Raw genomic sequence first — 19,415 nt, forward strand, 5'->3', positions numbered from 1 at the left:
CTCGACCAGCAACTGATCGGCGGGGACTCGGGCCTGGGCGACCTGGGCTTTGGCGCAGAGGCTAAGCAGGCCATGCAGCAGCGCGCCGACTTCCTCGCCGAGCAGGGGCTGGCCGAACGGCGCGGGCGGCGCGTGATCCTGGCGCGCAACCTGCTGGGCACGCTTCGCAATCGGGAGCTGGCACAGGCCGCGAAGGACATTGCCGCCGATACCGGCCTAGAGCATCGCCCGGTGGCCGACGGTCAGCGCGTTGTCGGCATCTACCGGCGCAGCGTCATGCTCGCCAGCGGGCGCTACGCGATGCTCGATGACGGCATGGGCTTCTCGCTGGTGCCGTGGAAGCCGGTGATCGAGCAGAGGCTGGGACAGCAGCTCGCCGCTACGGTGCGGGGTGGCGGGGTGTCGTGGGACATTGGGCGCACTCGCTCCCCTGCGGTGTAGACCGTCAGCGCATCGTCGGCGAAAGCGTTTGCGCGCAACTCCATATGGACGGTCGCCGGGCGTCGTAGATGACGGTTGAAATGTTGCAAATACTGCAATCATAATGAGTTATTGTAGTGTTTACAACCTTCTTCCCGTCGTAGCGGTCAAGCCACCGCTTTAGGAGATACCTGTGTATGTAGTCCCGCACAACAAACCGCGACCCCATGAAGTCGATGCTCTAGCAATACTGCAATCCGGGGCGCGCAAGGCGTCATCAGGCCGAACGAAAGAGTGTGTACGGCGCGTAATCCCTTTCGCCTGTGCATTCATGCTTACCGCTTGCGCTAGCGCCCCGCACACCACGGCACCGCTCGCGAACGCTGCTGACTCCCATATCGCTGTTCCGATCATTCACCACCCGGACGGCGAAACTCCGGCTTGGTGGTTTCGCGATGGTGCAGCGCAGGCCGCCGCGCGTGGCGCAATGCACGGCCATGCAAAGAACGTCATCATCTTCCTCGGCGATGGCATGAGCCTTACCACGGTAACTGCTGCGCGCATTTTCGAGGGGCAACGCAAGGGCGGCAGCGGCGAGGAAAACCGCTTATCGTGGGAAAACTTCCCCGATACCGCGCTCAGCAAGACCTACAACACCGATTCGCAAACGCCCGACTCGGCCGGCACCATGAGCGCGATCGCCACTGGTGTGAAGACTCGCGCCGGCGTGCTCAGCATTAGCCAAGGCCCGAAGCGCCAGGACTGCGCCGGCGCGTTGGCATCGCCGATGCTGACAATGTGGGAGCTGGCTGCGAGCGCCGGCATGTCCGCCGGCGTGGTGACGACCACGCGCCTGACCCATGCCACACCGGGCGCCACCATCGCCCATTCGGCCGAACGTAACTGGGAAGGCGATGCTGATATGCCACAGGCCGCCAAAACCGCCGGCTGCATCGACATTGCACGCCAAATCGTCGAAACGCCGTTCTGGCGCGGGTTCGACGTGCTGATGGGCGGTGGTCGCAAGTATTTCATGCCGACTTCGCAGCACGACCCCGAATACGGCGACAAGACAGGCGGACGCCTTGATGGCCGCGACCTGATCGCCGAATGGCAGCAGCGCCACCCCGACGGTGCCTATGTCTGGAACAAGCGGTTGCTCGATGCCGCGCCGGCAGACAAGCCGCTGCTCGGCCTGTTCGAGCCGGATCACATGCACTTCGAGCATGATCGCCCGAAGGATGCCGCCGGCGAACCCTCGCTGGCGGAGATGACCCGCGCCGCGATCGCCCGGCTGTCGCGCAATCCTGAAGGCTACGTGCTTTTGGTCGAAGGTGGCCGCATCGACCATGCCAACCACGCCGGCAACGCCTACCGCGCACTGACCGATACGGTGGCGATGAGCGATGCGGTGCGCGTCGCCGCAGAAGTCACATCCGCTGATGACACCCTCATTGTCGTCACCGCCGACCATTCGCACACGATGACCTTTGCCGGCTACCCGATGCGCGGCAACCCGATACTGGGCAAGGTGCATGGCAGCAGTGGCGAGGACAATACGGTCGGCTTGGCCACCGATGGCATCGGCCTGCCTTACACCACTCTCGGCTACGCCAATGGCCCCGGCTATACCGGCGCCAGCAAATCGCAGCCGGCCGGATCGAAGAGGTACCCGCACACGGGCGAAGGCTTCCAGCCTGCCACTGGCCGCCCCGACCTGACCCGCGTGGACACGGAAGACCCGGACTACATGCAGGAATCCACGGTGCCGCTTTCGGGCGAAACGCACAGCGGCGAGGATGTGGGCATCTGGGCACGCGGCCCAGGCAGCGACGCAATTCGCGGCAGCGTAGAAGAAAACGCAATCTTCCACTTTGCCGTACAGGCTACCCCGCGGCTGCGCGGCGCGCTCTGCGCAAAGCATCTGTGCGATGCCGGCGGCGTGCCGGTGGAACTACCAAAAATCGCCGATTTCCAACCACCCCTGTAGCCGCCAACAGAAGCGCACCCAATACGCGCCTCTGTGTGCATGTCGCAATTGCTGCAATAATCATTTAATTTTGTGGCAATTGCGACAAGACTGCCAGTCGCAGCGGTCATGCCGCTCGCTTTAGGAGAAGTCCGTATGGAAGTCGCCCCGCACAACAAGCAGGGACTCTCGGAGGCCGATGCGCAAGCAACACTTGCACAACATGGCTACAACGAGGTTCGTGAGGAGCCGCCGAGCCGCCTACGCGCGATCGTGAAGCGCCTATGGGGGCCGATCCCTTGGATGCTCGAAATCGCCCTTGTGCTTGAGGTTGCCCTTGGCAAGACGATTGAGCCAGCCATCATTGCAGGGTGGCTCGCCTTCAGCGCGATCCTTGGCGGCGTTCAGGAGCGTCGTGCGCAATCCGCGCTCGACCTCTTGCGTAGCCGGCTGCGGGTCAACGCGCGCGTATGTCGGGATGGCAACTGGCGCCTTCTGCCGGCGCGCGAACTCGTCCCTGGCGACTACGTGACCGTAACTACGGGTGATCTGGTTCCGGCAGATTGCGTGATTGACGAGGGGACGGTGGACGTTGACCAAGCGGCTTTGACTGGGGAATCGACCTCGGTTTCGCGCAGCAAGGGCGAAACCATCTATTCGGGTTCAACGGTCAGGCGCGGCAATGCGACAGGAACAGTCGCGGAAACAGGGGCACGCAGCTACTTCGGGCGCACAGCGGAATTGGTGCGAACCGCCAGTTCGGCCAGCCATCTTGAGCAGCTTCTGTTCTCCGTTGTGCGCTATCTCGTGACCATCGACGCCGTGCTCGCTGCGATCCTGGCTATCGTCGCGCTTTGGCGCGGCGAGGATTTACTGCCGCTGGTTCCCTTCTTCCTCGTACTCATTATTGCGACGGTGCCCGTGACGATGCCAGCGGCCTTCACGGTAGCCAACGCCGTGGAAGCTCGACGGCTGGCAAACGAGGGTGTGCTCGTTACCGGCCTATCGGCAGTTCAAGAAGCCGCGACGATGGACGTGCTGTGCGTAGATAAGACCGGCACACTGACCCAAAATCGGCAGACGCTCGCCGGAATTGCCGCGCTTCCAGGGGAGAAAGATGATGATGTGCTTGCCTGGGCCGCTGCCGCTTGCGACGAAGCGACGCAAGGTGCGCTAGAGGTGGCAATCCTGGGCGCGCTACGAAAGCGTGCTATCCCCCAGCATGTCCGCGAGAAGTTCATTCCATTCGATCCCGCAGTCAAGCGGTCAGAGGCTTATGTTCGTCCCGATGACAATGGCCCGCTCGTCCATGTTGTGCTTGGCTCGCCGGCGGTCGTTACATCGCTTGCCTCATCCCCCCCTGAGTTTTCCACCATTCTGCAAGTCGTGGCTGCGACCGGCGCGCGAGTTCTAGCGGTAGCTGCCGGTACCGAAGGTAATCTACGCATCCGAGGTTTGCTGGCGTTAGCCGATGCGCTCCGCGAGGACGCGAGTGCACTCATCAAGACCATCCAGTCACTTGGCATCAAGATCCTCATGGTGACAGGCGATACCGTCGATACGGCCAAGGCCATCAGCCACCAAGTTGGACTCGGCGACCGCTTCGGAGATGCCACGCGCGGCCTGGCGACTCCACTCCAGTTCGATGGTTTTGCCAACTTCTATCCCGAAGAAAAATTCCGGCTCGTGCAGTCGCTTCAACGAGCAGGCCGAATTGTTGGCATGACAGGTGACGGCGTGAACGATGCTCCGGCTCTGAAACAAGCCGAGGTCGGGATTGCCGTGCAGGCTGCTTCGGACGTTGCAAAAGCCGCAGCGCAAGTTGTCCTGACTCATCCCGGCCTCGAAGGGGTCGCCTCTGTGGTATCGGGCGGCCGTCGCGTGTTTCGTCGGATGCTTACCTGGACGATCACGAAAATTGCAAGGACGGTCGAACTCGCCGCCTTGCTGACCTTCGGCTATATCGCTACAGGGTTCTTCGTCACGCCGTTGGTTCTGATCGCCGTCATCGTTGTTCTCAACGACGTGGTGACGATCACGCTAGCGACAGATCGGTCATGGGTTTCTTCGTCGCCAGAACGGTGGAACGTTAGAGAAATCGCGCGGCTCGGCGGCGTCCTCGCCATCGGCTGGCTGATTCTGGCTTTCGTGATTCTGTGGTTTGCGCTCACCCGGTTGCAACTTCCCGTGCCGCAAGTCCAGGCGCTGATGTTCGCCTATCTCATGTATTCGGCCCAAGCCACGATTTACCTCTCGCGCACGCCGGGTCGGTGCTGGTCACTGCTGCCTGGCAAGTTCGTCGCCGCTGCCACTATCGGCAATGTCGTTCTCGCAACCGTGCTGGCTGCCGGTGGCTTCCTTATGGCGCCTGTCTCGCTCGTGCTCTTGGTCGCCATGCTGGGGCTGGTTCTGCTGATCGCCTTGCTACTCGATCAGGTCAAGATATGGCTCTTCTCCAAGAATCGAGAGGAAGAGCTACGCCAGTGCTGAAACTCTGGCCGCGTTTGGATCACATCCAACCTCGGCCCGCGATCACCAGCAATAACGCGCCCAGTGCTATTCGGTAGATCGCGAACGCTGTAAACCGATGTGTCTGAATGTAGGACAGCAGCCATTTGATGGCGACAAATGCCGTGACGGTGGACACGATGAATGCAGTACCGAGAGCTGCCCAATCTTCGTGTCCACCGCCATGCTTGAACTGACTATATAGTTCATAACCGCTTGCGGCATACATCGTCGGTATGCCAACAAGAAAAGCAAATTCGGTCGCGGCTGCGCGATCGCCTGTTCCTGTCAGCATCGCCGCAAAGATAGTTGCGCCCGAGCGTGACGTGCCGGGAAAAATGCCCGCCACGATCTGCGCAAGTCCCACAGCAATGGCGACAGTCCAAGTCACCTCTCTTTGGGAGCTACGCCTTTCTGAGAATCGCTCGGCAGCCATCATCCAGATACCACCGATGATGAGTGCCCACGCGACGGGCGAAAGCGTAGTCGGCAATTCCAGGCCGGCCGCCTTGGCAACGAAGCCGAGCACGGCGGTAATCAGAAAGGCAAGTGCCAGCTTACCAATATAGAGACGATTCTCAGGTTGGCGCCAGCTCACGGCGAGCGTGATCAGACGACGCCAGTAAACAATCGTTACAGCCAGCATGGCGCCAGCCTGGATCACAATATTGAATGTATCCGATCGAGCACCAAGCCAGTGCTCTGCAATGAGCAAATGCCCGGTGCTGGAAATCGGCAAGAACTCGGTTATCCCCTCAATAATGCCGAGGATGATTGCACTCCAATCCAACATCGTTGCTCCAAGGTGATTGGCGCGGCATATCGCGCTTCTTTAGAAAAGCTTGAGATTCACATGGATTGGAATCTTGATCGCTACCGCCGGTGGCATATGAATCAGCCATCGTCCTTCGGTATAGGTAGGTTCACCGCTTTGCCCACCAACTTTTTCCGCAGGTCGTTGAGTGTCTTTAGACTTGCGACCGTCTCAGTGGGCCGCTGAGTCGCGATGCCCACCAGCAAGGCTTCGATGAGGCCGAGCGTTGCCGTGTGCATGCTCAGCATGTCCGCACGTCCCCGTGCCACGGGAAGAACTTGATCGACCTGCTGCCGGAGCTTGGCGGCAAGCGTGTCCGTCAGAAGCAGCGACCCCAGCTTCTGCCGTTTGATTTCACCCAGCAGCAAGGCCAGTTCTTCATACACTCGTCCATAAGCAAGAATGACAACGAGATCCCCCTTGCGCAATGACCGCAGATCATCAGCGAAAAGAAGGCCGCTGTTAGTCAGGCTCGCGGCATCCAATCCGAAGCGTTTGAGTTGCAGGACGAGATAGGTTGCTATGGCGCTTGATGGCCCCAAGCCGAAAACGAGGATTCGTTGAGCCTGGATCATGCTGCGAACGGCTATTTCAAAGTCCTCGGGCTTGATCGAACGACAGACACCTTCAAGCGACTGCCGGTGGATTTCCATCGTCACGTCGAAAGCTACTGCCAGGCTGGAGCCAACTTCGCCTAGTGTTCGAGTGAGCCGATCGGCAGGCGAGATTGAATCACGCAATTCGCGGGCAAGTGCGCGCCGAAGATCGTCAAGACCGGCAAAGCCCAAGGCCCTGGCTGTACGCACGATCGTGGCATCACTGGTATTTGCTTTCGCCGCCAGCGCGGCGGCAGACGCGATTAAAACCTGCTCGCGGTTCTCCTGAAAGAACACCGCGACGCGCTGCTCTGCCGGACTCATTCGCTCGATGCTGTTCGCAATTCGCTCATCAAAAGTTGACGGTGTTGGCGGCACGTGTGTGTGCTCCTTGACTTATGTTGTGAACACGACGATAATTCTAGCATATCGGTAGCAAACACTACAACCCAGTTGGCACCCAATGAACTCTATTGCCTGGAATATCGCTGCGCCCGCTATTGGAGCCGCCTTCCTTGCGTCGCTTGTCGAGGTTGTGGAAGCGTTCACGATCGTTCTAGCGGTCGGCATCTTGCGCGGATGGAAGCCGGCGGCACTTGGCACCGCTGCGGCGCTCATTGTGCTCGCCCTGGTGATTGTGGTGCTAGGCCCATTGCTCAACCAGGTACCCCTTCACTTACTCCAGTTCGTCATTGGGGTGTTGCTTCTTCTGTTTGGGATGGGATGGCTTCGCAAAGCGATTCTCCGAGCGGCAGGTGTTATCCCGTTACATGACGAGGCGGCCATTTTCGCATCTGAGTCCGCGCAACTCGCTGACGCGGGCACTCGTCAACGCGCGTCGCTCAACTGGATCGCCGGCATGACTGCGTTCAAAGCGGTATTGCTGGAAGGATTGGAGGTTGTATTCATCGTCATTGCCGTAGGTGCCGGTCGAGGGCTGCTATGGCCGGCTGCCTTGGGAGCATTGGCGGCCTGCATCGTCGTCCTCACCATCGGAATCATTGTCCATAAGCCTCTGGCGCGGGTGCCGGAGAACACTTTGAAGTTCGGTGTCGGCGTCATGCTGTCTGCCTTTGGCGTCTTCTGGACGGGCGAAGGTCTCGGCGTCGATTGGCCGGGCCAGGATCTGGCATTGGTGGTATTCGCAGGTGTGTTCCTTGCCGTCGGTCTTGCAACCGCATACCGGCTTCGGCGAGTGCGTATGGAGATGGTGCAATGAGTATTCTTCGTGAAGTTGCCCAGGAACTTCTCGGAATGTTCCTCGCGGACGCGCGGCTCACTACGGCAACGCTAGTGCTCGTCGCACTCGTGGCTGCCCTTGTCCTCGCCGTGAAAGTCGAGCCGCTTTGGGGCGGAAGCCTGCTTTTTTTGGGCTGTCTCGCAATCCTTGTTAGTGCAGCCCTTCGTGAAGCGAAACAACGGGGCGTCCGGTGATGCGCGTGCAATGTGTGAGCTGGCACGTTTGGATAGCCGTAGCCATCGCGCAAAGGTTCACGCCTTCCGCGTTCAATAGCATGAAGAAGCAGAAGCGCCGGCCAGTCTCAATCTATCCACTTTTTCTCCCCGTATAGCATGGCAGAGGCATCGCAATGGAACTACGCCACCTTCGATGCTTCTTGGCTGTCGCCGAAGAACTCCACTTCGCCCGCGCCGCCGAACGGTTGCACATAGACCAATCGCCGCTATCCCGCACTATCAAGGAACTAGAGGAAGAACTCGGTGCCCGTCTTTTCGTTCGCACCACCCGCCGCACGCAACTGACCCGCGCGGGACGCCTGTTTCTGGAACACGTCCGGCGTGTCTTCACCGCATTGGATCAAGCCCGCGATAGCGTAAAGTCCGCTGCCAATGGTTTTCACGGACAGTTGCGCATCGCGCTGTCAGACGGCATCACGCCATCGCGCCTACCGATGCTATTGGCGCAATGCCGTGAAGAAGATCCCGAGGTCGAGATTCGACTATTTGAGGTTCCGCTCGCTCAGCAGATCAAGGGTCTGCATGATGACTTGTACGACGCAGGTTTTTCGATGGCCGAAGATGCAGGCGATGGCATCGTGGTTACATCCGCGTGGGAAGACGAATTGATGGTGGCGGTGCCGGCTCGCCATCCACTGCTCTCTTTCAAGAAGGTGCCGCTGGAGGAAGTGCTGCGCTATCCGCTGGCACTGGGCGACCCTGCTATCTGCGAAGGCCACGCTCGTCAGGTCGATCGTTTTTTACGCAAGCTCGAACAGGAGCCACTGATCGCGCAGCGCGTGGCAACCTTCGATGTGATGATGACCTTGGTTTCCGCTGGCCTGGCCTTGGGACTGGCAGGCGAGGCGCATATCGCATCTAGCCGCGAGCCTGGTGTCGTGCCCCGGCGCTTGGCGGGCAAGCCGCCAATGCTCACGACCTATCTGCTACGCCGCGATACAGAACCATGCGAGATGCTGGCCCGGTTCATCGAACGAGTGGCATTCATTGATTCGGCGGATAGCCTTGACGCCGCCGAGGAGTCTTAACCTATCCGATGAAAAGGAATGGAACCATGCACAAAGCGATGCTGCTGATGGTGGCCGCCACGCTGACGGCATGCGGCCCATCCCAACCTTCGGAAACGGTGGACTTCCTCGTAGCCCATCCCGAGCGCATCAAGGAAATCCAGCGCCAATGCAAAGAGGATCGCGCGAAGGTCGGCGACGAACTTTGCGTGCGCGCGGCCGAGGCCGCCAAACGTCGCTTCTTCGGTGATCGGCCGGAGCAAAAGTCCCCGTAACGTCCGCCACAGTCGTATCGCAGCGACAAAGTTCTCGCTGTTACCTCACTACGCCGCAGCGTACTTGCGCTTGCGGCGTTTTTATTGCTTTCGCCCCTGCAAGAAATCTGGCTTTTTCAGCCTGAATTCCCGCCATAACGGCCTTTGACCGGCCCGCACGCACGCCTTGATCCTCAGTGCTGCGGCACCTCCGTGTGCCGTGATCGGAGGCTGGGTTATGCAAGGGACGAACGTGCTGTTCGGTCAGGTTGCCGTGGTGTTCGGCATCGTGATCGCCGGCGTGTGGGCAGCCACACAATGGACAGCCGCCGCCCTGGGTTATCAGCTACGCCTTGGCTCGCCCTGGTTCGATTTCTTTGGTACGCCAATCTATCACCCGTGGCGGCTGTTCGAGTGGTGGTTCGCTTTTGATGCCTATGCGCCGCGCGTGTTCGACACCGGCGGGGCCATCGCGGGCGGCAGCGGTCTGGTGGCCGTGGTGGTCGCCATCGGCATGTCGATCTGGCGCTCGCGGCAGTCGCGCTTGGTCACGACCTACGGCTCGGCCCGCTGGGCGAATGCGGAGGACATTCGCAAGGCGGGCCTCACGCAGCCGGCCGGCGTGTTCCTCGGCCAGCACGACCGCCAGTACCTGCGGCATGAAGGCCCGGAACATGTCCTGACCTTCGCGCCTACGCGCTCGGGCAAGGGCGTGGGCCTCGTGGTGCCGACGCTGCTTTCCTGGCCAGCATCCGCCGTCATCCACGACATCAAGGGCGAGAACTGGCAGATCACCGCCGGCTGGCGTTCGCGCTTTTCGCATTGCCTGCTGTTCAACCCGACCGATGCGAAGTCGGCCGCCTACAACCCGTTGCTGGAGGTGCGGCGCGGCGCACATGAGGTGCGCGACGTGCAGAACATCGCAGACATTTTGGTCGATCCCGAAGGTGCGTTGGAGCGCCGGAACCATTGGGAGAAAACCAGCCACGCGCTGCTGGTCGGGGCCATCCTGCATGTGCTCTACGCAAGCGAAGACAAGACGCTGCGCGGCGTCGCCAACTTCCTATCCGATCCGGCCAGCCCCTTCGAGCTGACCTTGCACCGGATGATGACCACGCCGCACCTCGTGAACGAGGAAGGTGGTGGCCCGCATCCCGTGGTGGCATCCGCTGCACGCGAAGTCCTCAACAAGAGCGACAACGAACGCTCGGGCGTGCTGTCCACGGCCATGTCGTTCCTCGGCCTTTACCGCGATCCCACGGTGGCCGAAGTCACCTCGCGTTGCGATTGGCGAATCGCCGACCTGATCGCTGCCGAGCATCCGGTATCGCTGTACCTCGTGGTGCCGCCTTCGGACATTTCGCGGACGAAGCCGCTCATTCGCCTGATCCTCAATCAGATCGGCCGGCGCCTCACCGAATCGCTCGACGGCTCCGATGGCATCGAGCGCCGCCACAAGCTGCTGCTGATGCTCGACGAGTTCCCGGCGCTGGGGCGCCTGGACTTCTTCGAGACGGCGCTGGCCTTCATGGCGGGCTACGGCATCCGCAGCTTCCTGATCGCGCAGTCGCTGAACCAGATCGACAAGGCGTATGGGCAAAACCACTCCATCCTCGACAACTGCCATGTGCGCGTGACGTTCGCCACGAACGACGAACGCACGGCCAAGCGCATTTCCGAAACGCTCGGCACCGCGACCGAGCTGCGCGCGCAGCGCAACTACGCGGGCCATCGGCTCGCACCGTGGCTGGGCCACCTGATGGTGTCGCGGCAGGAGACGGCCCGCCCGCTGCTGACGCCGGGCGAGGTGATGCAGCTTCCGCCCGACGAGGCCGTGGTGATGGTGTCCAGCGTGGCGCCGATCAAGGCGAAGAAGTTGCGCTACTACGCGGACGCCAATTTCAAGCGTCGCGTGCTGCCGCCGCCCGCGCTGGCGGATGGGCAGTATGCCGACGCGCCGCCGGCCCGCGCCGACGACTGGAGCGGGCTGGCCATTCCTGCCGTGCCTGCCGCACCAGCCACGGCATCCGCCGATGGCCTGGAGAACTTGGGTACGACCGACGACGGCGGCCCACGCCGCCAGCCCGAGCTTTCCGAAACCGTCGCCTACGACCCCGGGCTGGCCGCGCCTGCGGCCGACCTTGGGCTGCTCGATGACGACGACGACCTGCCGCTTCCCCTTCCGCGCCAGCTCGATCCAGCCATGCAGCGCACGGCCCGGCTGGCTTCCCTCGACCCCAACGACGGAATCGAGCTATGAGCCACTATCGCTTGAACCTCTTTATCCAGCCCGAGCACGCCAAGCGGCTCGATGAGCTGGCCGCCAAGAAAGGCGTGTCCAAGTCGTCCATTGTCGCGGCGGCGCTCACATCGTGGCTGTCGCCCGATGCTGCCGACCAGCGCGAGGCGGCCATTGCCAAGCGGCTTGATCGCCTGTCGCGCCAAGCCGAGCGCATGGAGCGCGACCAGAACATCGCCATCGAAACGCTGGCGCTGTTCATCCGCTACTACCTGACCGTAAGCACGCCGGTTCCCGAGGCGCGCCAAGACGCGGCACGCGCGCAGGGCAAAGCGCGCTTCGAGCAGTTCACCGAGCAGCTTGGCCGCCACCTGCTGCGGGGCCGCAGCCTGGTGCGCGACGTGGTGGAGGAACTGCATCCCGACCCGATGCGGAGGGAAGACGCGGCGGCAGCCGCGCAAGCGCAGGAGCGTGCGTCATGAGCGCCGTTCCGCAGTCCATGAGTGCCACGTCGCTCGACCGCCGCATCCAGATGCTGCGCACGGCGATGGGGCCGCTGATCGCCGCCGCACTTGAAGACCCGGACGTGGTGGAGGTGATGCTGAATCCTGATCGCACCCTTTGGGTGGATCGGCTTTCCAGTGGACGCGCGCCGATGGGCGTGGAACTGCCCGAGGCGGACGGCGAGCGAATCATCCGCCTGGTCGCGGCCCACGTTGGCGCAGAAGTCCATCGCGGCCAGCCGCTTCTGTCCGCCGAGTTGCCCGAAACGGGCGAACGCTTCGAGGGCATCTTGCCGCCGGCAGCGCCGGGGCCGGCCTTCGCGTTGCGCAAGCGCGCCATCGGCGTGATTCCGCTGGAGCGTTACGTCATCGACGGGATGATGACCACCGCGCAAGCGGGCTTTCTCGTCCGCGCGGTGCGCGAGCGGCAGAACGTCTTGATCGCCGGTGCCACCAGCAGCGGCAAGACCACGCTCGCCAATGCTTTGCTCGCCGAAATCGCCGCCACCGGCGACCGCGTGCTGGTGCTCGAAGACACGGTGGAACTGCAATGCGCGGCCCGCGACCACGTTCCCCTGCGCACCCGCGCAGGCGTGGTGTCGATGACCGAGCTGGTGCGCTCGTCCATGCGCCTGCGGCCTGATCGCGTCGTCGTCGGCGAGGTGCGCGGCGCCGAGGCGCTGGATCTCATCAAGGTGTGGGGTACAGGCCATCCGGGCGGCATCGCCACGATCCATGCCGGCTCCGCGCTGGGTGCGCTGCTGCGCCTGGAGCAACTAATTCTCGAAGTGGCGGTGAACCCGCCCCGTGCGCTGATCGCCGAGGCCGTGGACGTGGTGATCCACATCGCCGGGCGAGGGCGCAAGCGCCGCATCGAGAGCATCGCCCGCGTCGTCGGCTTCGACGGCGTGGGCTACCAACTGGCGGACGCACTGGAAACGCCGTTTCCTGAGCTGCTGCCGATCCCCGATGCCGCATCCGCTGCGGCGACTTCCCCATCCCTCGACCTTTCTGGAGAACTTCCATGACGACGCACGCCCATGATTTCCGTGTTTCCGTAAATCCGCTTTCCCACCCGTCGGGCCTCGCGCGGCTGCGCAGCTTGGCCCGCCCTGCGGGGCAAGGGCTGCTGCTGGCCGCGCTGATGCTGCTCCTGGCCGGCACGGCGCAGGCCGCCGGTTCCTCGATGCCCTGGGAAGGCCCGCTGCAATCCATCCTTGAATCCATCCAGGGGCCGGTGGCGCGCATCGTGGCCGTCATCATCATCATCGCTACGGGCCTCGCGCTGGCTTTCGGCGACACGTCGGGAGGCTTCCGCAAGCTGATCCAGATCGTGTTCGGCTTGAGCATCGCCTTCGCCGCGTCCTCGTTCTTCCTTTCGTTCTTTTCGTTCTCGGGCGGGGCTGTCGTATGAGCGGCCCGGATAGCTTCGCGGCCGGGTTCGAGGTGCCTTTGCACCGCTCGCTTACCGAGCCGATCTTGCTGGGGGGCGCACCGCGCACCGTGGCAATCGCCAACGGAACGCTGGCCGCCGCTGTCGGGCTGGGCCTGCAACTGTGGATTCCCGGCATGGTGCTCTGGATCGTTGGCCATTCGCTGGCGGTATGGGGAGCGCGCGTCGATCCGCGGTTCATGGCCGTGTTCGCACGGCATATCAAGCACCGCCCGCTGCTGGACGTGTGAGGGGATGCCGCGATGCTGAACCTTGCCGAATACCGCCAGCGCCCGGCCTTGCTGGCCGACTGGCTGCCCTGGGCCGGGCTGGTCGCGCCGGGCGTCGTCTTGAACAAGGACGGCAGTTTCCAGCGCACGGCCCGATTTCGTGGGCCTGACCTCGACAGCGCGACGCAAGGCGAGCTGATCGCCACGTCGGCGCGCTTGAACAACGCGCTGCGCCGGCTTGGCTCAGGCTGGGCGCTGTTCATCGAAGCCGAGCGCCGGCCCGCTGCCGACTATCCGCACTCCGACTTTCCCGAACCGTTGTCCTGGCTGGTGGACGAGGAACGCCGCGCCACCTTCGAGGACTCGGGCAACCACTTCGAGAGCGGCTATCACCTGACGCTGGTGTATCTGCCGCCCGAGGAATCGCGCGCCCGTGCAGCGGGAATGCTGTACGAGAACCGACCCACCGAAGGCGTGGACTGGCGCGGTCGGCTCGATGCCTTCGTCGCGGAAACCGATCGCGTCTTTGACCTGCTCGATGGCGTGATGCCGGAAATCGCCTGGCTCGATGACGGCCAGACGCTGACCTACCTGCACGCGACCATCTCGACGCGGCGCTACCGCATCGGCGTGCCCGAAGTGCCGTTCCACATCGACGCGCTGCTGACCGATTCCGCGCTGGTCGGCGGCTTGGCGCCCATGCTGGGCGATCAGCACCTGCGCGTGGTGTCGGTGCGGGGCTTCCCGACTTCGACCTGGCCGGGGATTCTGGACGACCTCAACCGCCTTGGATTTGCGTATCGCTGGAGTACGCGCTTTCTGTGCCTCGACAAATCCGAGGCGGAACGGGAGTTGGGGCGCTTGCGCCGCCAGTGGTTCGCCAAGCGCAAGAACGTCATCGCGCTGCTGCGCGAAACGATCTTCCAGCAGGAAAGCCCGCTGGTCGATACCGACGCCAACAATAAGGCGGCCGATGCCGATGCCGCCTTGCAGGAACTGGGCAGCGATCAAGTCGCCTTCGGCTACCTGACGGCAACCGTCACCGTCATGGATGCAGACGCTGCTGTGGCCGACGAGAAGCTGCGCATGGTGGAGCGCGTCATCCAAGGGCGCGGGTTCGTCACGATTCCCGAAACGCTCAACGCCGTGGATGCGTGGCTGTCGTCCATTCCGGGCAACGCCTACGCCAACGTGCGCCAGCCCATCGTCTCGACGTTGAACCTGGCGCACATGATGCCAGTGTCGGCGGTGTGGGCCGGCCAGGAGCGCAACGATCACTTGGACGGCCCACCGTTGATCGTGACACGTACCGATGGCGCTACGCCGTTCCGGCTGGTGACACACATCGGCGACGTGGGGAACACGCTGGTCGTGGGGCCGATCGGCATGGGCAAGTCGGTGCTGTTGGCGGCGATGGCTTTGCAGTTCCGGCGCTATCCCGGCTCGCGCATCTTCGCGTTCGACATGGGGCGCTCTATCCGCGCCACCATCCTGGGCCTGGGTGGCGAGCACTATGACCTTGGGCCGGATGGCGGCATCGCGTTCCAGCCGCTGGCGCGCATCGAGCGCGAGGGCTATCGCACCTGGGCTGCCGAGTGGATCGAAGGCCGACTACTGCATGAAGGCGTGTCGGTCGGCCCCGAGGAGAAGGCGGCGATCTGGTCGGCGCTGGGGAGTCTCTCCGGTGCGCCGGTTGAGCAGCGCACGATGACTGGCCTGTCGGTATTGCTGCAATCGAATGCGCTACGCCAGGCGCTTGCGCCCTACGTGCTGGGCGGCGCGCACGGCAAGCTGCTGGACGCCGATCACGACCGGCTTGGCAGCGCCGACATCCAAGCCTTCGAGATGGAAGAACTGATGGCAAGTCGCGCTGCGGTGATGGCCGTGCTGCGCTATCTGTTCGCGCGTTTCGAGGAGCGGCTGGACGGGGCGCCGACGCTGCTGATTCTCGATGAATCCTGGCTGTTCCTCGATGACCCGCTGTTCGCGGCGCGCATCCGGCAATGGCTTAAGACGCTGCGCAAGAAGAACGTCTCGATCATCTTTGCCACGCAATCGCTCGCGGACGTGAAGGACTCGGCCATCGCGCCGGCCATCATCGAAAGCTGCGCCAGTCGCATCTTCCTGCCGAACCCGCAAGCGGTCGAGCCGCAGATTCGCACGATCTACGAGGGCTTCGGCCTCAACCGGCGGCAGATCGAGATCGTCGCCACCGCGCAGCCCAAGCGCGACTACTACTACCAATCCCGCCTCGGAAATCGGGTGTTCGATCTCGACTTGGGGCCGGCGACGCTGGCTTTCGCGGGCGCTTCCACGCCGCAAGACCAGCGCGCCATTGATGACGTTCTTGGCCGCGTGCCGCAAGACGCCGGCGAGCCCGGCTTCGCGGGCGCCTGGCTGCGCCATCGCGGCCTCGATTGGGCGGCCGACCTGCTGCCCTCGTTCCCCGGCCTCGCGCCGGGTTCCCATGCTGACCAACCCCTGGAGAACCTGCCATGAAGAAGCATCTTCTTGCCGCCGCCGTCGCGGCCATGCTTTGCACCGCCACGGCCCATGCGCAATGGGTCGTGATCGACCCCACGAACCTCGTGCAGAACACGCTGACCGCGATCCGCACGCTGGAGCAGATCAACAACCAGATCCAGCAGCTCCAGAACGAAGCGCAGATGCTGATGAACCAGGCGCGCAACCTCGCCAGCCTGCCGTCCAGCGTGGTCGGCCAGTTGCGTGCCAATCTGGCAACCACGCAGCGGCTGATCGACCAGGCGCGCGGCTTGGCCTACGACGTGACGAATCTGGATCGGGAGTTTCAGCGCTTGTATCCCGAGCAGTACGCCGCCACGGTGAGCGGCGACCAGATGTACCGCGACACGCAGGAGCGGTGGAAGAACACGCTCAACGGCTTGCAGACCACGATGCAGATGCAGGCGCAGGTGTCGCAGAATCTGGGCGAAGACGAAAGCGTGCTGGCCGACCTCGTGGGCAAGAGCCAGTCGGCCCAAGGTGCGCTGCAAGCGATGCAGGCCATGAACCAGTTGCTGGCCTTGCAAACCAAGCAGTCGATCCAGTCGCAACGGCTCCAGATCACGCAGGATCGCGCTGCCGCGCTGGAACTGGCGCGGCAGGCGGCGGCCACCGAGCGCGGGCGCGAGGTGACGCGCCGCTTCCTGGGCAGCGGCACGCCGTACACGCCGCAAGCCGTCGATTTCTACAACCACTGACGAGGTGCGGCATGAAGCACGCGCCCGTCCTGCTCGCCCTCGCTGTTCCCGCGCTCCTGCTGGCCGGCTGCGACCGGCCGCAACCGCTGTCGGTGGACACGCTGGTCGCCGATCCGTCCCGGTTGCACACGCTGCGCGCGCAGTGCCGCGCGGGCGCGCACGACGGCGCGTTTTGCGCGCAGGTGGCCCAGGCCGACCTGCGGCGCTTTCTCTCCGGCCAGGCCGGGCCGGGCGAGTACCAGACGCTCGCCGACCTGCCGCCCATTCCGCCCAGCTTCGATGAACCCGCCGATGGCGACACGCCTGGGCAGGAGGACTCGCCATGAATGACGTGACGGTGATTGACCGATTCCTCGATACCTTCTCGCGCTACATCGACTCGGGCTTTGGGCTGCTGCATGGCGAGGTGGCGTTTCTGACCGCCACGCTGATCGTCATCGACATGACCATCGCCGGGCTGTTCTGGGCGATGGGCCATGCCGTCGGCCAGGGCGAAGACGTGATCGCCAAGCTGATCCGCAAAGTGCTGTACGTCGGTGCCTTCGCTTACATCATCGGCAACTTCAACACGCTGGCCGGCATCCTGTTCCGCTCCTTCGCCGGGCTGGGCCTGACGGCCAGCGGTTCGACGTTGAGCATGGAGAACTTCCTGCACCCTGGGCGGCTGGCCAAGGTCGGCATCGACGCCGGGGCGCCGATCCTTGAGCAGATCGGCAACATGGCGGGCTTCCCCGAGGTGTTCGTGAACATCACGCCCATCGTCGTGATGTTCCTCGCGTGGCTGATCGTCATCCTGTGCTTCTTCGTGCTGGCGGTGCAGCTTTTCATCACGCTGATCGAGTTCAAGCTGACCACGCTCGCGGGCTTCGTGCTGGTGCCGTTCGCACTGTGGAACAAGACCGCGTTCCTGGCCGAGAAGGTACTGGGCAATGTGGTGTCCTCGGGCATCAAGGTGCTGGTGCTCGCCGTCATCGTCGGCATTGGTACGGGTCTGTTCGCAGAGTTCCAGACGACACCGAACGAGCCATCCATCGACCATGCGCTGGTCGTGATGCTGGCCTCGCTCGCCATGCTCGCGCTCGGCATCTTCGGGCCGGGCATCGCCACGGGCCTTGTGTCCGGCGGCCCGCAGCTCGGCGCGGGCGCAATGGCCGGCGCGGCGCTGGGCGCTGCGGGCGCTGCCGTGGCCGTCGGCGCCGCAGCCACGGGCGTCGGCGGTGCAGCCGCTGCCGGGGCACGCATGGCACCTGCGGCCGCCAGGCTGGCCGGTAGCGGCGCGCGTGCTGCCACTTCGACGGCCAGCAGTGCGCGATCGGCGTTTCAGGCTGGCTCCGCTTCGGCTGGCGGCGGCCTCAAAGGTGCTGCCGCTGGCGTGGGCAACGTCGCCAAGACCGGCGCGCAGGCGGCCGGGCGGAAGGCGGCCGAGGGCGCGCGTTCGGTGAAGGAGCGTGCGGCCGCAGCTTTCCGGCAGGAAGGCACCACCGGGGCCGGCGCAGCCGCCGCATCGGGTGGCGCTGCGGCAGGTGGCGATCCGCCGCCGGCAACACCGCAGGCGCAACCCGCCTGGGCCAAGCGGCTGCATCGCCGCCAGCAACTTACCCATGCCGCGACCACTGCCGTCCACACGCTGCGCGGTGGCGACGGCGGCGGCTCCAGCCAGGGGCCAAGCCTTCGTGATTCCGATTCATAAGGAGAACCGACCATGCGATTCAAACGCGCACAGGTGCGCTACGCGGACACGCCGCAGCCTGCGACCCCTTACCAGTCCGCCGCGCAAGTGTGGGACGAGCGCATCGGTTCGTCCCGCGTGCAGGCCAGGAACTGGCGCCTGATGGCCTTTGGCTGCCTCACGCTGGCGGTGCTGATGGCCGGCGGCCTGGTGTGGCGTTCCGCGCAGTCCATCGTGACGCCCTACGTGGTGGAGGTGGACAACGCGGGCCAGGTGCGAGCAGTCGGCGAAGCGGCCACGCCGTACCGGCCCAGCGATGCACAGATCGCGTATCACCTGGGCCGCTTCATCGGCCTGGTGCGCTCGCTGTCCATTGATCCCATCGTCGTCCGCCAGAACTGGCTGGACGCCTACGACTACACCACCGACAAGGGTGCCGTGGTGCTCAACGAGTACGCCCGCGTGAACGATCCGTTCGCACGCATCGGCAAGGAGTCGGTCACGGTGCAGATCACCAGTGTCACCCGCGCCAGCGACGCTTCGTTCAACGTGCGCTGGACGGAACAACGCTTCGTCAACGGCGCTCCTGCCGGCACCGAACGCTGGAACGCGGTGATTTCCATCGTGCAGCAGACCCCGCGCACCGAACAGCGCCTGCGCAAGAACCCGTTGGGCATCTACGTCAACGGCCTGTCGTGGAGCCGCGAACTGGATTCTTCCGAAGGAGCCAAGCCATGAACCCGTCTTTCCGTATTTACGTTTCCGTGCTGGCGCTCGTGGCCCTGGCGGGCTGCGCCACGCAGGGCAAGCCGCCGCCGACCATCTCGCTCGACGAGCCGGTGCAGGCGCAGAAGCTGCCGGAGCCGTCTGCACCTGTGGAGGCGGTCGCCGTGCCCGAGGTGCTGCCGATGCCGGCACAGTTGAAGCCAGCGACCGAGGGCGAAGAAGCCAAGCCGGCGCCGGAGCCGGCCGACGAGAAGGTGCGCGTCTCACGGGCCAATACCGAGGCACGCGTCGCGCCCACGCGCGAGGGCTACGTCAACGCGATTCAGGTGTGGCCCTTCACCGATGGCGCGC

General features: G+C 63.8%; 18 protein-coding genes and 1 pseudogene. 17 read left to right on the plus strand and 2 right to left on the minus strand.

From position 1 onward, the window contains the following. From QZ609_RS13460 to QZ609_RS13470, 3 genes are all read left to right on the plus strand, one after another. Positions 1-441 (plus strand): DUF3363 domain-containing protein (locus QZ609_RS13460; RefSeq protein ID WP_295495486.1); only part of this gene is annotated, 441 nt, incomplete at its 5' end. Positions 442-751: 310 nt separating this feature from the next. After that, positions 752-2,410, plus strand: coding sequence for an alkaline phosphatase (locus QZ609_RS13465; protein ID WP_064496226.1), 1,659 nt, complete (start codon positions 752-754; stop codon positions 2,408-2,410). Between the two features lie 135 nt (positions 2,411-2,545). Continuing rightward, positions 2,546-4,879 carry an HAD-IC family P-type ATPase gene (locus QZ609_RS13470; protein WP_222260773.1) on the plus strand — a complete coding sequence of 778 codons (2,334 nt, stop codon included), beginning with the start codon at positions 2,546-2,548 and terminating at the stop codon, positions 4,877-4,879. A 19-nt stretch (positions 4,880-4,898) separates the two neighbouring features. Here the strand turns inward: QZ609_RS13470 and QZ609_RS13475 are convergent, their stop codons facing one another. Beyond that, entirely contained in the window at positions 4,899-5,690 is a 792-nt protein-coding gene (locus QZ609_RS13475) for an undecaprenyl-diphosphate phosphatase (protein ID WP_209444367.1), read from the minus strand. Between the two features lie 101 nt (positions 5,691-5,791). Then, complete coding sequence (locus tag QZ609_RS13480; RefSeq protein WP_139727852.1) at positions 5,792-6,685, minus strand: MurR/RpiR family transcriptional regulator; 894 nt, start codon at positions 6,683-6,685, stop codon at positions 5,792-5,794. An 85-nt stretch (positions 6,686-6,770) separates the two neighbouring features. Here QZ609_RS13480 and QZ609_RS13485 point away from each other — a divergent pair, with 85 nt between their 5' ends. From QZ609_RS13485 to QZ609_RS13550, 14 genes and pseudogenes are all read left to right on the plus strand, one after another. Continuing rightward, positions 6,771-7,526 carry a COG4280 domain-containing protein gene (locus QZ609_RS13485; protein ID WP_064496224.1) on the plus strand — a complete coding sequence of 252 codons (756 nt, stop codon included), beginning with the start codon at positions 6,771-6,773 and terminating at the stop codon, positions 7,524-7,526. A 370-nt stretch (positions 7,527-7,896) separates the two neighbouring features. Then, entirely contained in the window at positions 7,897-8,811 is a 915-nt protein-coding gene (locus QZ609_RS13490) for a LysR family transcriptional regulator (RefSeq protein WP_064496222.1), read from the plus strand. 26 nt (positions 8,812-8,837) lie between these two features. Further along, the gene (locus tag QZ609_RS13495) at positions 8,838-9,065 is read left to right on the plus strand and encodes an EexN family lipoprotein (RefSeq protein WP_064496221.1); all 228 of its coding nucleotides are present in this window, start codon (positions 8,838-8,840) and stop codon (positions 9,063-9,065) included. Positions 9,066-9,282: 217 nt separating this feature from the next. Beyond that, the gene (locus QZ609_RS13500) at positions 9,283-11,304 is read left to right on the plus strand and encodes a conjugal transfer protein TraG (RefSeq protein ID WP_064496220.1); all 2,022 of its coding nucleotides are present in this window, start codon (positions 9,283-9,285) and stop codon (positions 11,302-11,304) included. Next, positions 11,301-11,765, plus strand: coding sequence for a ribbon-helix-helix protein, CopG family (locus QZ609_RS13505; RefSeq protein WP_064496219.1), 465 nt, complete (start codon positions 11,301-11,303; stop codon positions 11,763-11,765). Before QZ609_RS13500 ends, QZ609_RS13505 begins: the two co-directional genes overlap by 4 nt. Continuing rightward, entirely contained in the window at positions 11,762-12,814 is a 1,053-nt protein-coding gene (trbB, locus tag QZ609_RS13510) for a P-type conjugative transfer ATPase TrbB (RefSeq protein ID WP_064496218.1), read from the plus strand. The genes QZ609_RS13505 and trbB overlap by 4 nt, the downstream gene beginning before the upstream one ends. Continuing rightward, positions 12,811-13,200, plus strand: coding sequence for a TrbC/VirB2 family protein (locus QZ609_RS13515; protein WP_064496217.1), 390 nt, complete (start codon positions 12,811-12,813; stop codon positions 13,198-13,200). The genes trbB and QZ609_RS13515 overlap by 4 nt, the downstream gene beginning before the upstream one ends. Continuing rightward, the gene (locus QZ609_RS13520; protein ID WP_064496216.1) at positions 13,197-13,469 is read left to right on the plus strand and encodes a VirB3 family type IV secretion system protein; all 273 of its coding nucleotides are present in this window, start codon (positions 13,197-13,199) and stop codon (positions 13,467-13,469) included. Before QZ609_RS13515 ends, QZ609_RS13520 begins: the two co-directional genes overlap by 4 nt. 12 nt (positions 13,470-13,481) lie before the next feature. Beyond that, on the plus strand, positions 13,482-15,947 hold the full coding sequence (gene trbE, locus QZ609_RS13525) for a conjugal transfer protein TrbE (protein ID WP_064496215.1): 2,466 nt from the start codon (positions 13,482-13,484) through the stop codon (positions 15,945-15,947). After that, complete coding sequence (gene trbJ / locus QZ609_RS13530) at positions 15,944-16,669, plus strand: P-type conjugative transfer protein TrbJ (protein WP_064496214.1); 726 nt, start codon at positions 15,944-15,946, stop codon at positions 16,667-16,669. The genes trbE and trbJ overlap by 4 nt, the downstream gene beginning before the upstream one ends. 11 nt (positions 16,670-16,680) lie before the next feature. Then, a complete protein-coding gene (locus tag QZ609_RS13535) occupies positions 16,681-16,995 on the plus strand; it encodes an EexN family lipoprotein (protein WP_064496213.1) in 315 nt (104 codons plus the stop codon). Then, positions 16,992-18,359 (plus strand): P-type conjugative transfer protein TrbL, encoded by a 1,368-nt coding sequence (gene trbL / locus QZ609_RS13540; RefSeq protein WP_064496212.1) that lies wholly within the window; start codon positions 16,992-16,994, stop codon positions 18,357-18,359. The genes QZ609_RS13535 and trbL overlap by 4 nt, the downstream gene beginning before the upstream one ends. Positions 18,360-18,371: 12 nt before the next feature. Then, a complete protein-coding gene (trbF, locus tag QZ609_RS13545) occupies positions 18,372-19,076 on the plus strand; it encodes a conjugal transfer protein TrbF (RefSeq protein ID WP_064496211.1) in 705 nt (234 codons plus the stop codon). After that, positions 19,073-19,415 (plus strand): annotated as a pseudogene (locus tag QZ609_RS13550) (P-type conjugative transfer protein TrbG); the annotation flags it as partial. The gene trbF and the pseudogene QZ609_RS13550, both read left to right, overlap by 4 nt.

Origin of the sequence: uncultured Ralstonia sp. (assembly GCA_913056305.1) — a bacterium.
GTDB lineage: Bacteria > Pseudomonadota > Gammaproteobacteria > Burkholderiales > Burkholderiaceae > Ralstonia.

What these genes read in the sequence shown, in the direction of transcription:
- QZ609_RS13465 (WP_064496226.1), top strand. Translation starts at nt 752, where the DNA reads ATGCTTACCGCTTGCGCTAGCGCCCCGCACACCACGGCACCGCTCGCG.
- QZ609_RS13470 (WP_222260773.1), top strand. Translation starts at nt 2,546, where the DNA reads ATGGAAGTCGCCCCGCACAACAAGCAGGGACTCTCGGAGGCCGATGCG.
- QZ609_RS13475 (WP_209444367.1), bottom strand. Translation starts at nt 5,690, where the DNA reads ATGTTGGATTGGAGTGCAATCATCCTCGGCATTATTGAGGGGATAACC.
- QZ609_RS13485 (WP_064496224.1), top strand. Translation starts at nt 6,771, where the DNA reads ATGAACTCTATTGCCTGGAATATCGCTGCGCCCGCTATTGGAGCCGCC.
- QZ609_RS13490 (WP_064496222.1), top strand. Translation starts at nt 7,897, where the DNA reads ATGGAACTACGCCACCTTCGATGCTTCTTGGCTGTCGCCGAAGAACTC.
- QZ609_RS13495 (WP_064496221.1), top strand. Translation starts at nt 8,838, where the DNA reads ATGCACAAAGCGATGCTGCTGATGGTGGCCGCCACGCTGACGGCATGC.
- QZ609_RS13500 (WP_064496220.1), top strand. Translation starts at nt 9,283, where the DNA reads ATGCAAGGGACGAACGTGCTGTTCGGTCAGGTTGCCGTGGTGTTCGGC.
- QZ609_RS13505 (WP_064496219.1), top strand. Translation starts at nt 11,301, where the DNA reads ATGAGCCACTATCGCTTGAACCTCTTTATCCAGCCCGAGCACGCCAAG.
- trbB (WP_064496218.1), top strand. Translation starts at nt 11,762, where the DNA reads ATGAGCGCCGTTCCGCAGTCCATGAGTGCCACGTCGCTCGACCGCCGC.
- QZ609_RS13515 (WP_064496217.1), top strand. Translation starts at nt 12,811, where the DNA reads ATGACGACGCACGCCCATGATTTCCGTGTTTCCGTAAATCCGCTTTCC.
- QZ609_RS13520 (WP_064496216.1), top strand. Translation starts at nt 13,197, where the DNA reads ATGAGCGGCCCGGATAGCTTCGCGGCCGGGTTCGAGGTGCCTTTGCAC.
- trbE (WP_064496215.1), top strand. Translation starts at nt 13,482, where the DNA reads ATGCTGAACCTTGCCGAATACCGCCAGCGCCCGGCCTTGCTGGCCGAC.
- trbJ (WP_064496214.1), top strand. Translation starts at nt 15,944, where the DNA reads ATGAAGAAGCATCTTCTTGCCGCCGCCGTCGCGGCCATGCTTTGCACC.
- QZ609_RS13535 (WP_064496213.1), top strand. Translation starts at nt 16,681, where the DNA reads ATGAAGCACGCGCCCGTCCTGCTCGCCCTCGCTGTTCCCGCGCTCCTG.
- trbL (WP_064496212.1), top strand. Translation starts at nt 16,992, where the DNA reads ATGAATGACGTGACGGTGATTGACCGATTCCTCGATACCTTCTCGCGC.
- trbF (WP_064496211.1), top strand. Translation starts at nt 18,372, where the DNA reads ATGCGATTCAAACGCGCACAGGTGCGCTACGCGGACACGCCGCAGCCT.